This is a genomic window from Sphaerospermopsis aphanizomenoides BCCUSP55 (genome assembly GCF_001586785.1).
GTDB lineage: Bacteria > Cyanobacteriota > Cyanobacteriia > Cyanobacteriales > Nostocaceae > Sphaerospermopsis_A > Sphaerospermopsis_A aphanizomenoides_A.
Genome location: NZ_LUFH02000030.1, coordinates 13,635 through 27,288 on the forward strand (window position 1 = coordinate 13,635; position 13,654 = coordinate 27,288).

Annotated in this window: 12 protein-coding genes; 2 read left to right on the forward strand and 10 right to left on the reverse strand. The window is 38.4% G+C overall.

Going from position 1 to position 13,654, the window contains the following annotated elements:
- Nucleotides 1-54: 54 nt before the first annotated feature.
- The 7 genes from A0J48_RS09720 to A0J48_RS09750 form a co-directional block, all read right to left on the reverse strand.
- Nucleotides 55-834 (reverse strand): pentapeptide repeat-containing protein, encoded by a 780-nt coding sequence (locus A0J48_RS09720; protein WP_200322587.1) that lies wholly within the window; start codon nucleotides 832-834, stop codon nucleotides 55-57.
- A 13-nt stretch (nucleotides 835-847) separates the two neighbouring features.
- Complete coding sequence (locus A0J48_RS09725) at nucleotides 848-1,261, reverse strand: hypothetical protein (RefSeq protein WP_200322589.1); 414 nt, start codon at nucleotides 1,259-1,261, stop codon at nucleotides 848-850.
- Between the two features lie 164 nt (nucleotides 1,262-1,425).
- Nucleotides 1,426-1,995 (reverse strand): hypothetical protein, encoded by a 570-nt coding sequence (locus A0J48_RS09730; protein ID WP_200322591.1) that lies wholly within the window; start codon nucleotides 1,993-1,995, stop codon nucleotides 1,426-1,428.
- Between the two features lie 143 nt (nucleotides 1,996-2,138).
- Entirely contained in the window at nucleotides 2,139-3,746 is a 1,608-nt protein-coding gene (locus A0J48_RS09735) for a tetratricopeptide repeat protein (RefSeq protein ID WP_200322593.1), read from the reverse strand.
- Between the two features lie 253 nt (nucleotides 3,747-3,999).
- Nucleotides 4,000-4,764: an MBL fold metallo-hydrolase gene (locus A0J48_RS09740; protein ID WP_200322595.1), complete on the reverse strand. Its 765-nt coding sequence runs from the start codon at nucleotides 4,762-4,764 to the stop codon at nucleotides 4,000-4,002.
- A 108-nt stretch (nucleotides 4,765-4,872) separates the two neighbouring features.
- Complete coding sequence (locus tag A0J48_RS09745) at nucleotides 4,873-5,646, reverse strand: circadian clock KaiB family protein (protein WP_200322597.1); 774 nt, start codon at nucleotides 5,644-5,646, stop codon at nucleotides 4,873-4,875.
- Between the two features lie 155 nt (nucleotides 5,647-5,801).
- On the reverse strand, nucleotides 5,802-7,073 hold the full coding sequence (locus A0J48_RS09750; RefSeq protein WP_200322599.1) for a type IV pilus twitching motility protein PilT: 1,272 nt from the start codon (nucleotides 7,071-7,073) through the stop codon (nucleotides 5,802-5,804).
- Nucleotides 7,074-7,977: 904 nt separating this feature from the next.
- On the opposite strand from A0J48_RS09750, the gene A0J48_RS09755 reads away from it, so the two are divergent.
- The gene (locus A0J48_RS09755; protein WP_200322601.1) at nucleotides 7,978-8,349 is read left to right on the forward strand and encodes a hypothetical protein; all 372 of its coding nucleotides are present in this window, start codon (nucleotides 7,978-7,980) and stop codon (nucleotides 8,347-8,349) included.
- 130 nt (nucleotides 8,350-8,479) lie between these two features.
- The gene (wecB, locus tag A0J48_RS09760; RefSeq protein ID WP_200322603.1) at nucleotides 8,480-9,595 is read left to right on the forward strand and encodes a non-hydrolyzing UDP-N-acetylglucosamine 2-epimerase; all 1,116 of its coding nucleotides are present in this window, start codon (nucleotides 8,480-8,482) and stop codon (nucleotides 9,593-9,595) included.
- A gap of 47 nt (nucleotides 9,596-9,642) precedes the next feature.
- Here wecB and A0J48_RS09765 read toward each other — a convergent pair whose 3' ends face one another.
- The 3 genes from A0J48_RS09765 to glgA form a co-directional block, all read right to left on the reverse strand.
- Nucleotides 9,643-10,215, reverse strand: a complete 573-nt coding sequence (locus tag A0J48_RS09765; protein ID WP_234300822.1) for a peptidoglycan-binding protein — start codon at nucleotides 10,213-10,215, stop codon at nucleotides 9,643-9,645.
- A 420-nt stretch (nucleotides 10,216-10,635) separates the two neighbouring features.
- Nucleotides 10,636-11,499: a M23 family metallopeptidase gene (locus A0J48_RS09770; RefSeq protein WP_200322607.1), complete on the reverse strand. Its 864-nt coding sequence runs from the start codon at nucleotides 11,497-11,499 to the stop codon at nucleotides 10,636-10,638.
- 476 nt (nucleotides 11,500-11,975) lie between these two features.
- Nucleotides 11,976-13,388 (reverse strand): glycogen synthase GlgA, encoded by a 1,413-nt coding sequence (gene glgA / locus A0J48_RS09775; RefSeq protein ID WP_200322609.1) that lies wholly within the window; start codon nucleotides 13,386-13,388, stop codon nucleotides 11,976-11,978.
- Nucleotides 13,389-13,654 lie beyond the last annotated feature (266 nt).

A 13,654-nucleotide genomic window follows, 5' to 3' on the forward strand; every position in this document is an offset into this window, starting at 1 on the left:
TTCACTTCGTTTAACCCAACCTACAATTTTCTTAGTTTGGGTAACGCACTGTGTTTATTTTATGGGAACAAGTTGATCCTGGGGAAAAATTGCCCCTCGCTGTTTCAGGTCAGATTTAACATCATCAGTCAGTCCAGCATTATTACCAAATAGAGTATTAATTACTATGGCACTGGTGAAATTTGTCTCAGTTAAGTTAGCACCATTCAGGTCAGCACCACTGAGGTCAGAATTAATCAAGTCAGCATTACTCAAGTTGCTATTTCTCATGTCAGCATGACTGAGATCAGCATCTATTAGCGTTGCATTACATAAATTAGCACCTACTAAATAGGCACGACTGAGTTTAACAGACCGTAGTTTTGCATCCTTGAGGTTAGCACCACTCAAATCAGCGCGTCTCAAGTCAGCTTCACTTAAATCAGCAGCACTGAGGTTAAAACTATTGAGGGTGCAACCAACACCTTTAACACCAACGAAATTAGCTCCAACTAAATCTGCAGATGGATTTAATCCAGCACTTTTAATTAATTCAGACAAGTTTTCTGTGTCTGCTTCCAGAAGCAGTTTTACTTGCTGTTGAATTTCTTCTTTTAAAACAGGCATTTTACTTGTTAATCTCTGTTTGGTTAGTCGTTTTTCTTCACTCCAAGCAACAAAACCAATTCCAGCAATAACACTTAATCCTACCGTAAAAGCAGGAGGATTCCCACCTGTGAGCAATAACATGACTAAAAAACCTAAACCAACTTGAGCCGTTTGCTTGACTAAAGAATTTAATCCGGCTTTAGCTTCTTGATAAAGGCTAATTTGCTTGTGGCTAGTTAATGTCATAATTTTGCTGCTCCTATGGTTTTTTCCGCAAATTCTTAATATCAGCACAAAAACGAGCAATTATCCGACCAGCGAGAACAATCCATAGTAAGAAATCTGATGTAACTATAATAAAACAGGCGTAACAGGACGCACCTAATGGATTTTCTTTTAAACAAACATCAAAACTGGAGAAATCCTTACCAATAATGATTTTACCAATTAATCCGGGAACTTGTAAGAGAATACTAAGAGCGATCGCATCCTGAATGGAAGCATAAACCGTTCTCCCCAACTCTCCCATGAATCCATAAAATAACTGATCCACAAATTCTAGAACGTTCATCACTACTGTTTTGGTGCTTTTCCCCAATTTTGTATCTGCTACTGGAGATGGTGTTACAGGCTGTGGAGGTGATGGTGGTTGTGGGTTCTGCTGCTGATTCATAATAGTTCGAATATTTCAATTTTTACAGCATTTTTCTGCAATATGCTGTCATTATATGCTGCTATAGCAATACTATCTGATACGTGTATTCCTTACGGTAAAATTAGACACGATTTACTTATACTCATATCCCCAACTTCATTACAGAAGTCAAGGATCTTTTTCTAAAATGCAATTACTGATTTTGCCATTTTTACTAATTCAGTCTGCTTACCTGCTTTTAATCCAATAGTGTACTGCACACCTTTTTGTCGCCAAGTTAATGTAGAGTCGGAGCAATTAGCACCACATTGAGCATCTACAAAATAGGCAGTAATACCTTTAGCTATAGATACAAATTTTCCAGTGAGTTTAGGAGTTTTGTTATTAATAGCTTCAGCACTAATAATACCCAGACGACAAGCTGTACCTCCACTACAATCTGGGCTGAAACCTAGTAATATGTCATACTTATTTTTTCCAACAGTTTCGATAATCGCGTAAAGTTTATTTTCTCCATCTGATTCAGGAACATACTTCGGTAATAGAATCTTAATTTGACTCTTTTGTTTTAATTTGGGAAGAATTGATTTAAAAACTGGATGTGGCTGAGATGTTGTGTTATTAACTTGCTGTTTTGCTAATAACTGGGATTGAGTTTTGGCAGATGCTATAGCTGCATTGTGGAAGCTACTGATACTAATTAAAAAAAATAGGGCAGAGACAGCACTAATATTTATTGACTTAACAATCATACTCAAGAACCAGGTTGATACAATATTATAAATTTTATACCAAGAGTAAAAAAGAATGCAACAGACATATACCCAAAATTTTTAATTTTTTTAAATTTTTAAATTGTGAACTTTTAATTCGTATAACTGATTTTTAGAAATTTTTAGAAATTTAAAATATCTAATGATTTTTCTATTTCTAAATCTAGAATTTTAGCTTGTGTATCTTTATGTTCTTCTAGTTGTCCGTTTTTCCAATATAAATCTGCTGCTTTCTGGAAATCCTCAATTGCTCCTTGCTTATCTCCTATAATTAAACGAGCATGACCGCGATTGTAATAAGCATCAGTGTAATTAGGATTAATTTTAATTACTTTATTAAAATCATCTATAGCTGCTGCATGGTTTCCTAAATCAAAATAAGCATTACCCCGACTGTAATAAGCATCTGCGTAATCAGAATTAATTTTAATTGCTTGGTTATAATCTGCAATTGCTCCTTCATAATCTCCAAATTCCGCAAGAGTATTACCTCTGTTTTTGTAAGCAATAGCATCGTTAGGAGAAATTTTAATTCCTTGAATTAATTTATGTTTATTCTCTTTATTCTCTAACAGATATGCAGTAATTTCTTTATTTTTGCCAATGATAGCATAATGAGGATTAATTCTAATTGCTTGATTATAATCTTCAATTGCTCCTTGATTATCTCCAATCCGAAAACGCGCATCAGCACGGTTGCTATAATTAACTGCCAATTCTGGATTAATTCTAATTGCTTGATTGTAATCTGCAATCGCTGCCTGATAATTCCCTAATTGATAATATGCTAACCCTCTGTGATTATAAGCTTTGGCGTAATTAATATTAATGTTAATAGCCTTATTATAATCTAAAATCGCTGTTTGATAATCACCTAATTTGTGATAAACCAAACCTATTTTATAATGGATATTTGCTTGATTATATTTATTTTGTAATGCTTGATTATAGCTGTTAATTGCCGCAGCATAATCACCTTTTAAATAATATTCATCTCCCAGCTTTTCAGCAATTGTTAAGTCGGTTTCTAAAGATTTAGATATTTCTGGCGACGTAGGATAGTTAGGTATTTGTTGTTTAGATATAGTTGTTTGCTCAGTATGAGATTCTTGTTGAGGAGAGTTAGCTAGAGAAACTTGTTGTTCTAGATAGCAGAGTAACCCTCCACCATATAATAATTGATTGATTCCGAAGGAAATTATTCCTGTTTTTAATTTAATCATTTTGGTAGGTAGAAACCCAGCCAGAAAAAGATGATATTCTGATTGAGCTTCATTTACTTCTTCTTGAATTAAGATACAAACAATAACTGCATTTTTTTCTACTTCTTCAGCACTGACTGACCATCTAACTTTATCAATAGTACCGTGACGAGATTTCACCTCTACACCAAGAGCAGGGTTTGAGGTGAGAGTAAAATCACTTTTTCCATCACCACCAAAGCGTTTCTCATAATCAACTTCAGTAATAAAATCAGCTAACCGTTCTTTGACTACTTCTTCACCTAATTTTCCTTTGAGGTTACTAATAAAAACATCACGGACTGGGGAAGTACGTTTATATTTTTCTGCCATCAACCAGCAGAATTCCCGTAATGCCTTTAATCTTTTACCAGAAATAATAGTTAATTCACTATGCTGACCTTCGGCTTCACAGTGAAGTAGAGAACCAGATTTTAACCTTTGAAGAAAATCAGACTGTAGCGATCGCAGTAAGGTAATCCAATCCATTTATAACAGGGAACAGGGAACAGGTGACAGGTGACAGGGAACAGGTAGGGAGCATCCCAAATGTGTAAGTTTATTTTTTTTGAAAGAAAGGCAATTGATCCAAGGTATGAATCAACCGCAAAGAACGCATAGACGCGGAGCGGCTTCCCGCAGGGTAGGACACAAAGTTAAGAGGTTTTAAGAGAGTTTTTAGTATTGCTGCGTTTATTTTTGCTTTCATTGGGATGCTCCCAACAGGTAAGAAAATTCTTACTCAGGACTCAGCATTAAAAGCAATCTGTTCCCCTGGTTTAGGTGCAATTACTCGTGTAGTGAAATTATTTCTTTCTAATAACGCCTGAAATTCTGCAATACTTCCCTTGGTTTGCAAAAATTTGTTTAATAATCCCTCAAATAAAACATCACCTCCCGCTGCTGTTGGTAACATAATTTGTGGTTGCAACCATTTAGCGACTTCTAAGGCATTATTCATACCTTTAATTATCGACCCCACCAAAGGTAAATCAAAGTTAACAATTGGTGTAATTACCACATCTATTGGTGCAAGCTGTTTAAGTTGTGGGGAATGATTTCCATGTGGTTCATAATAAATTTTTAAGCCACTGGTCAATTCTTTAAGAAGATAACCATTTTCTAAAATAGTTGGGCCTATTGAAGAACCAGGTAAAGCTTGAATTTCTACTTGATTGTTCAAAGTGAAAATTTCACCATGATTGAGAGTAATTATATTGGTATAAGCCAATTTTTCTACTACTTTCGCAGCATTAGCAGAAGCGACAACCGGAATATTTTTGTCAAGCTGCTTAAGAGTTGGTGGGTGAGCATGATCTTCCAAACCTTGAGATAACAAAATCAAATCAATATTTCCTGGTATTGGTCGATCTTGAAGACGATAAGCTTTAAATAACCAATCCAAATTACTGAAAGTTAAGGAATCAACTAACCAAGGATCAAGCAGTATCCTTTGTTCGCCAATTTCTATTAACCAACTATTGTTGTCTAACCAAGTGAAGTACATAACTGAGTAGGTAATGAGATTTATAGTTGACAGAGTAAAAAGGCTTTTGTTGTAAGACTTGTATGCTTAATTCACAATTACGAATTATCAATTATCAATTATCAATTATCAATTATCCTTTGCTCCTAACATTTGTAATAGTTTATCAACATTATCCAAATCGCCAACAATGCGCCGAATGGGATGAGGCCAAACCTTGACTAAGGTGGGAGTTGCCGAAACTTGATCGATTTCTGCTTGTTCTGGATGTGTTAAAACGTCAATCACTTTCAGGGTATAAGGATATTTTAGCGATCGCTCTAGTAATTCATGTAAATTTTCTAAACTGCGTTCAGTAGATGCACTATGACCAGCAACAAACAGGCGTAACACATAGCCTTGAGTATTAGGTTTTTCCCGTTGCGGATACAGTGTATTTTGAGGGTATCTTGGTGCTATATCTGCCAGGTCTAAACGCACGATTAAATCATGATCTTCCCAAAGTTGGGGAAAAGAAGCGCGATACGTTGCTAACACCATGCGATCGCACAAACCATCCTGCCAAGGTGCTGGTTGCCAGACTAATTCCCCAGTACCAAAAATTGCTCGTAGTACAGATTGATGACGCATAACTGCTGGATAAGCTTCTGCAAAGGTTTGTACTTGTTGTGTACGTGGGTTTAACCAGTGGTCAATAGTTGCTGTATAACAAGGTACTAAAAAATGTGGCGGTTCTGGTAAATCCAGGATTTCTTGCAAAGACGCACACAAATGCAAATGCCATCGATCTTGCTTACTAGGATCAATACAGTAAATTAAATCTCCTCCAGGTGTAAACAGAGCAATACCTTTAAACAACTGGGGTCTAGCTACTTTGTCCAAATTCAACTTAATCACAAGCATCCAAGAAAGGGGGAGATGGGAAGATGGGGAGATGAGGAGATGGGGAGATGGGGAGATGGGGAGATGGGGAGATGGGGTAAAAGTTCTTTCCTAGACCCTAGACCCTACACCCCACACCCTACACCCCACACCCTACACCCTCTTGTCATTACCCATTAAACACGACCACGGAGGAATTGCATCATTTCATTGGGAGTTGGTGACATTTCTATTGCAGTTTCTTCCGTAATGCGTCCTTCTTGATAGAGATTGAATAAAGCCTGATTCATAGTAATCATGCCGTCAAAACTAGCTTGTTTCATCAATTCTGTAATTTCATCATACTTACCATCTTTAATCCATTCTTTCACTGCTTCAGTGTTAATCAGAATATCGTGGAAAGCAGCCCGCTTGCCATCGGTTGTACGGCACAAACCTTGAGCAATGACCGCCACTAAAGACTCAGAAACCGCCACCCGCATGGCTTCCTGTTCCTCACCTGAGTACAAATTGAGAATCCGTTCAATAGTTTTCACCGCACTATTAGTGTGCAAGGTTCCCATCACCAAGTGACCAGTTTGAGCGGCTTTCAAGGCAGTATTCACAGTCTCTTTATCCCGCATTTCCCCCACCAGAATCAAATCTGGGTCTTCCCGCAAAGCTGCTTTTAAAGCATTGTCAAACTTGCGGGTGTGCATTCCCACTTCCCGCTGTTTAATCAGAGACTTGCGGCTTTGGTGAACAAATTCAATGGGATCTTCAATGGTGATAATGTGTTTGGGCATTTCTCGATTGATGTAGTCAACCATTGCTGCCATTGTTGTAGATTTACCAGAACCAGTTGGCCCAGTCACCAAAATCAAACCTTTGTGATAATGGCAAATATCTCGAAATATTGGTGGTAATCTTAACTGATCCATCGACAATATTTTGAGCGGAATCAACCGCAGTACCATTGCATAGCCGCGAAGGGAGTCAAAAACGTTAATCCGTACACGGGCAAATTCGTACTGAGTCGCACCGTCAAATTCTAAATTGTCTTGAAAGCGTTGGATTTCTGCATCAGTCATGATCTCCCGTAACCAACTAATAAAGGTCGCTTTATCAGTTTCTGGATAATTCGTTGTTTGAATTTCTCCTCGGTTACGGAAGCGGGGTTTTTCACCTATACCCACGTGAACGTCAGAATATCCCTGATCAAAAGCTTCTTGCACCAATTGAGCCAAAGTCATTCCTGACGGCTGTTTAGGAGTAGCTGGTGCAGGTGGCATTGGTGGTGGTGCCGCTGGACGTTGCATCCCAGTTGGTGGTGGAGGTGGTGCAGTCCTTACAGGAGGATTACTCTTTATCTCTGTTTGCATCTGCATCGTTTGTGTGGGGCGCTGTGCAGCAGATGTTGTTAGTGGTGGTGGTGCAGGTGGTAGATTACGGCTTTGTGATTCTGTCATATATCTTCAACTTGAGTAGGTTAAAAATTAAATCAACTTAGGGAATAGGGAATAGGTAAGAATTTCTACTCATTACCAATTACCAATTACTCGTTACCAGCCTTAACAAAATTTCTGTTCTCCACAAAATTTGGGAAATACTTGAAGTTATGTAAAGACCTGATCAGTAGGTCAACAAAATTAAACATAAAAAGCTCAGAAGATAGATAACTAACAGCTTTGAGAAGTCAGGAATCTAGGAATTACGTTTTTTTAGTTGAGCTACTTACACAGAGGTAAATGATTTGAAATTAGGCACAACAGTTAGTTTCAGTTCATCCACCTCCTTATGTATTTTTTCACTGCTATTTGCAGGATATTTTACTGATTATATCCAACTACTTTAACCAATATAACCTTGTTTTACACAGGTTAATCTTCAGTGTTATCCCTTAAATATTTGATAATATCACAGTATTTATTCTTACTTAGAATGTAAGGTATGAATATTTCCAGGTGTTAAATGAGAAATTTGTGATCTATTTCCACTCAAACGACCCATAAAATCAACAGCAGATAATTTTTTCAGCATCGCCTGAGAATTATGAGAAGGAATCCTAATTTTTATAAGAAATGTTAAGCTAACTCCAATAAAGGTTTCGGGGATCAGACTGTTGCGATTCTATCCACAAAGGTCTATTCCTGGAGACGTATGAGTCAAGAGGTCAGACCACAGAAATACCAACTAGACGACACTTCCATAATTACAAAAAATTAACTGTAAAGTTTAATAAAGAAATGCTCATCTTTATCCCAGGGTTCTATATACTGGATTTCACTGAATCAAAACAGTTAACTCGTAAACAGCGAGCTACAACTAAAAAATTCAGCTTTAAACTTTGCTGTGTAATTGGGAGGAAAAGTCATGGTTTTGGCTCAAAGCTCTAATCAAGGGAAGACCTACTCCTTGTTGATGATTAAAAGCTTTTTAATCTGGACTTTCACATTAGCAGTATGTCTGCTTGTTGTTGGTTTTCCATTGGTTGTGTTAATGGCTACGGTCGGATGCCTGTTGTCGATTGTTCTGCAATCAGTAATGCCTGTGAGTGCAGTGCTACTGGTAGCAGGTGGTTTAATCATGTTCAATGTTATGGCAGTATTAATAGTGGCTGGTGTACTAACTGCTAAAGGTATTCATCCCAAAGAAATTAAATGGTTAAGCTGGTTACATGGTGAGGAAGACAAAGCTCAAACCACTGTTTACGCAGCTTGTCCTTTAACTTGTGAACTCAAATAATTAACATTGTTAAATTCGACAAACAGTACATCTGCCCGGTGAAGCCGGGTTTTTTCATTTTTAATTGTTGTCAGTTGTCAGTTGTTGGTTGTCTAATAACAAATGACTAATAACTAATAACAAATGACTAATGACTAATAAAGTTGGGATTATTTTAGGTACTCGTCCCGAAGCGATTAAACTAGCACCAGTAATTCAAGTTTTTCAAAGTTCACCTGATGTAGAAGTGCAGGTAATTCTGACTGGACAGCATCGGGAGATGGTTGCACAGGTAATGGAATTATTTAACCTGAAAGCAGATTGGAATTTAGAGATTATGCAGCCTAAACAATCTCTGAATGATATTACCTGTCGGAGTTTACAAGGTTTAGAAGCTTTATTTACAGAACAAAAGCTCAATTTAGTGATAGTTCAGGGAGATACAACAACTGCTTTTGCTGCGGCGTTGGCGGCTTTTTATCAAAAAATTCCTGTAGGTCATGTGGAAGCAGGGTTAAGAACCGATGATTTATTTAATCCTTATCCCGAAGAAGCTAATAGAAGGTTAATTTCCCAAATTACTCAACTACATTTTGCGCCTACTTCCCTGGCGGTGGAAAACTTGCAAGCTTCCGGTGTGTTGGGAGAAATTCACCTCACAGGTAATACAGTAATTGATGCCTTGTTGAATGTGGCTGCAACTAACCCAGCTTGTGATATTCCCGGTTTAAACTGGGATCAATATCGGACGATATTAGCAACAGTCCATCGTCGGGAAAATTGGGGAGAACCACTGCAAGCGATCGCTCAAGCATTTTTACAGATTTTGGATCTGTTTCCTGATACAGCTTTATTATTGCCTTTACACAGGAATCCTACCGTTAGAGAACCATTACAGCAACTATTGGGTAAACATCCCAGAATCTTTTTGACAGAACCCTTAGATTATGCAGAATTAGTAGGAGCAATTGGGCGATCGCACCTATTATTAACAGACTCTGGTGGGTTACAAGAAGAAGCACCAAGTCTCGGTAAACCGGTACTCGTTCTCAGAGATACCACAGAAAGACCAGAAGCAGTCACCGCCGGAACAGCTAAATTAGTAGGAACGCAAACAGAGAGTATTGTTGCTGCTGCAAGTGAGTTATTAAGTAACACAGAAGCTTACGCAGCAATGGCTAATGCTATTAACCCCTTTGGTGATGGTCATGCAGCAGAACGCATTTTGCAGATTGTGAAAAATTATTTGCAAATGGGTAATGGATAATGGGTAATAGGTAATTGATGATTGGGTAAATTATCAATTATCAATTATCAATTGATACCCAAAGCTCTGCGAGTAGCTGGGCCGACTATACCATCCACAAGCAAACCATTTCTGCTTTGAAAATTGCGGACTTGTCGAGCGGTATTTGGTCCAAAAACTCCATCGGCTCTAATACCTAAAGCTCTTTGAACAACTCTCACTCGCTCACCCCTGGCTCCCTGTCTAAGCAAAATTCGACCACCAACACCAGGGCCAGGACGACCATGAGAATTCCCCGGCTTCATCCCAAGCCATCTTTCCGCAATATAATTTCCTTGGTAACGTCCTGTAGTGATTTGAGCATAACCATTGCTCACATTTCCAGTTTCCCCAATATTTGTACCATTGGGTACACAAGCTACCGATGAATAATCACTGCTAGGACCCTTACGAATATATAAACAATTACCATTAGTTCTCACATAATCTGCTGAGGCTTGCTGAATTTGAGAAACAGAAGCAACTAAAACACTGATACCAGCTAAAGCCAACCAAGCAGAAGACTTCAGTAATTTTTGCCAATTAAATGATATCTTGGGAAGATGCAAATCCACTGTAACGGGAGTCTCTTCGTTCGCCATATACATATAGGAATAAGCCATATATTCCATAATTTTCTGCTCCTTGATATAAATATTGGAGATATTACAAACAGTGTCTGTGATTTTTTCTAGATTAAATCTAGATGTATTTTATAGTAAGTATTCAGCTATCAGTAATCAGTAATCAGTAAGTAGCTACGCCAAGCTACGCTAACAGCCAATAGTAGCAATAGCAAGGATTCAGAAGTTTTAATTTCAGGAATGTTATCTGCATCCGTTTTTTTCCTTCTTTGTATTTCAAGATTCCAGGTACATAGCTGACGGCTGACGGCTGACGGCTGAATGCTTACATTTTATACTCTTTAATTTGCAGAATTTTTGACACCATATTACGCCCTTTCAACTGTCACACTATGGTGTTTTTCAGGAAATGATAACTTACGGAAACAAACAGTAATTTTAATTGCCAGCGTGTTGGGAAGTATTAAAACTATCAGAACGAATCTGACTACCATTACGCCAAACTTCCACCTTTTCTGGACTGACTAAGTATGAAAAAGAACCGTTATCTGCTCGATATTTATTTTTACCAACATTCCAAGCAACTATCTTGACAGGGTTACTAGCATCTTGTTTTGATTGTCCAATGTAAAACAGTTGGCCGTTTTCTTCACAGACTTGAACACGAATTTTTGCCGTTTCACCTGTAATCACTGCTGTTCCAGCACATTCAACATTAGCTTTTATAGGTGCAATGCTGACAGGAATTGGTTGCGAAGGAGTAACTGGTTGCTCTACTGGTAATTGGGCAGTAGTTGGAGAGGATAAAAGTTTGATCGGATCAATTGCTAACCGACCATCTCGATAAAATTCAAAGTGTAAATGAGGTGCTGTGCTATTACCTGTAGATCCCATTTCTGCAATGATTTGCCCTTGAGTAACCTCTTGACCTTTGCTCACTAACAAACGATTATTGTGACCATAGACTGTTGCGCTACCATCAGGATGGCGAATTTCAATAAGATTTCCTAATCCCCAATCATCCCATCCAGCTTTAACAATTGTACCTGATGCAGCGGCAACAACAGGAGTGCCAATAGCACCCGCAATATCAATTCCTTCATGTTGATATTTACGAAACCCTTGAGAAACAATCCCGTGAGTAGGCCAGATTAAATTGCTACTGGGTAAGGGAATTTGCTTAACGGGAGCAGCTTTGACAGTCTGAGGTAATGCAGAGTTAGCTGTAGCTAAAACAGAAGTTAAAGATATTAACCCTATCAAAGTATAAGTACATAACCGAGATATAGTATTTTTTTTCATAAAAAACTCTTGAGTTCTTTATTTGCTGTTTCAGGGTAACTCGGTCAACATCAGGAAAATTGTTACCGTTAAATATAAGATACATACAACAAGCTTAAATCATTGGGTTACAAAGATATGCCTAACTTCTTTCGGAATTTTGGCATCTGCGCCTGATTTAATCCTTGACAAATTTGTTACTAAATATTATGCTTTTATTATAATGGGAATCTGTACGCCCATATAAAAAAATATATAAAAAAAATATATAAAAAAATATATATAATCAAATACAGGATCTCATTCCCGGTTTATTAGAAAGCATACTTGCTTTATTGTGTCTCAAATATGGGGAGCAGGGGAGCAGGGGAAATGAGGAAGAAAAATTAGTTCTTTATTCTTCAATTCATCTTTACTCCTGAACTCCTGATAGCGTTCGCGCAGCGTGCCGTAGGCATAGCGTGGCGCAAGCCATACTCCTCAAATCCTGTTACTTGCTATGATTCTGGTTCTGGTGTTGGTTCTTCTGCTTGTGGTGGTAAACCATAAATTGACCGATAGAGGTTCTCGTACTGTTTAGCAGATTCATACCAACTGAAGTTTTGACTCATACCGCGTTTTTGTAATTCTTGCCATTGGGGTTTGTAGCGGAAACCTTCCCAAGCACGAATCATGCAGGTGAATAAGTCTAAAGGTTCATAACGGTCAAAACAATAACCTGTACCTGCTGCTTCTACGGGTTCGTGGTGGGTAACAGTATCAACTAATCCTCCGGTGCGACGGACAATAGGAACAGAACCGTAACGTAAAGCCATCATTTGACTGATACCGCAAGGTTCAAACCGACTCGGCATTAAGAAGGCATCAGTACCGGCGTAGATGCGACGAGAAAGAGCATCATTATACAAAAGATAGGTGGCCATACGTCCAGGGTAACGGGATGCTAACTGCCACATTTGGGTTTCATAATAGCGATCGCCAGTTCCCAATAAGATAAACTGAGCATCTGTATAAGCCATGAAGCGATCAAGAATCTGCAATACCAGATCCAGACCTTTTTGTTCTACCAACCTACTCACCATGCCAATTAAAAAGGCTTTGGAATTAACTTCTAAACCTACTTCTTCTTGCAAGGCGATTTTATTAGCTTTACGCTGATCTAAGGTATCAGTGGTGAAAGTTTGGGTAATATATTTATCAGTAGCAGGATTATAAACATCTGTATCTATACCGTTGATAATCCCTGATAACTTACCGCTAATAAAAGATAGCAAACCTTCAATTTGTTCACCATAAGCAGGTGTCTTGATTTGTTCTGCATAGGTAGGAGAAACTGTATTTACCCTATCAGCAAACTGCACTGCTGCGGCCATGGTGTTGTGACCTTGCATATACCAAGGACACCAAGTAATTTTCTCTAAATACCAGCGCCACGGACCTTGATAAGCTAAGTTATGAATGGTAAATACAGTAGTAATATCTGGGGATTGGCTCAACCACACGGGTAACATTCCTGTGTGCCAATCGTGACAATGGACGATTTCTGGCTTCCAATAATTCCAGCAAAATTCCGCTGCACCATTGGAGAACAAGGTAAACCGCCAATCTTCATCTTCTCCAGCATAAATACGGCGAGGCATGAAGGCAGGATGTCCAAATAAATACAAAGGGACATCTGTTCCAGGAAGGACGGTTTCGTAAACTGAAAAGTCCTGAAACATAGCATATCCCTTCCAAATTGGTTCTGAAGGAATCTGCATTTTGTCTGGCAGAAAACCATAGTAGGGTAAGAATATCCGTACATCATGCCCCATTTGTCTGAGGACTTTTGGCAATGCACCGACAACATCACCCATTCCACCTACTTTGGCAATGGGAGCAGCTTCAGCTGCAACAAATAGAATCCGCATGGTATTGATTGGTAATTGGTAGTTGGTAATTGATAATTGGAAAAAAGGGAACAGGTTATAGGGAACAGGGTACAAGGAACAGGTGACAGAAATTCTTAATTTTGGATTTTGGATTTTGGATTTTGGATTTTGGATTTTGGATTTTGGATTGTTTTTGTGATCTCCAATCTAAAATCTAAAATCTACCTCCCCATCTCCTCAATTCCCCATCTCCCTATCTCCCCATCTCCTCAATTCCCCATCTCCCCATCTCCCCATCTCCTCAA

What these genes read in the sequence shown, in the direction of transcription:
- A0J48_RS09725 (WP_200322589.1), bottom strand. Translation starts at nt 1,261, where the DNA reads ATGAATCAGCAGCAGAACCCACAACCACCATCACCTCCACAGCCTGTA.
- A0J48_RS09720 (WP_200322587.1), bottom strand. Translation starts at nt 834, where the DNA reads ATGACATTAACTAGCCACAAGCAAATTAGCCTTTATCAAGAAGCTAAA.
- A0J48_RS09730 (WP_200322591.1), bottom strand. Translation starts at nt 1,995, where the DNA reads ATGATTGTTAAGTCAATAAATATTAGTGCTGTCTCTGCCCTATTTTTT.
- A0J48_RS09750 (WP_200322599.1), bottom strand. Translation starts at nt 7,073, where the DNA reads ATGACAGAATCACAAAGCCGTAATCTACCACCTGCACCACCACCACTA.
- A0J48_RS09740 (WP_200322595.1), bottom strand. Translation starts at nt 4,764, where the DNA reads ATGTACTTCACTTGGTTAGACAACAATAGTTGGTTAATAGAAATTGGC.
- A0J48_RS09765 (WP_234300822.1), bottom strand. Translation starts at nt 10,215, where the DNA reads ATGGCGAACGAAGAGACTCCCGTTACAGTGGATTTGCATCTTCCCAAG.
- wecB (WP_200322603.1), top strand. Translation starts at nt 8,480, where the DNA reads ATGACTAATAAAGTTGGGATTATTTTAGGTACTCGTCCCGAAGCGATT.
- A0J48_RS09770 (WP_200322607.1), bottom strand. Translation starts at nt 11,499, where the DNA reads ATGAAAAAAAATACTATATCTCGGTTATGTACTTATACTTTGATAGGG.
- A0J48_RS09745 (WP_200322597.1), bottom strand. Translation starts at nt 5,646, where the DNA reads ATGCTTGTGATTAAGTTGAATTTGGACAAAGTAGCTAGACCCCAGTTG.
- A0J48_RS09755 (WP_200322601.1), top strand. Translation starts at nt 7,978, where the DNA reads ATGGTTTTGGCTCAAAGCTCTAATCAAGGGAAGACCTACTCCTTGTTG.
- A0J48_RS09735 (WP_200322593.1), bottom strand. Translation starts at nt 3,746, where the DNA reads ATGGATTGGATTACCTTACTGCGATCGCTACAGTCTGATTTTCTTCAA.
- glgA (WP_200322609.1), bottom strand. Translation starts at nt 13,388, where the DNA reads ATGCGGATTCTATTTGTTGCAGCTGAAGCTGCTCCCATTGCCAAAGTA.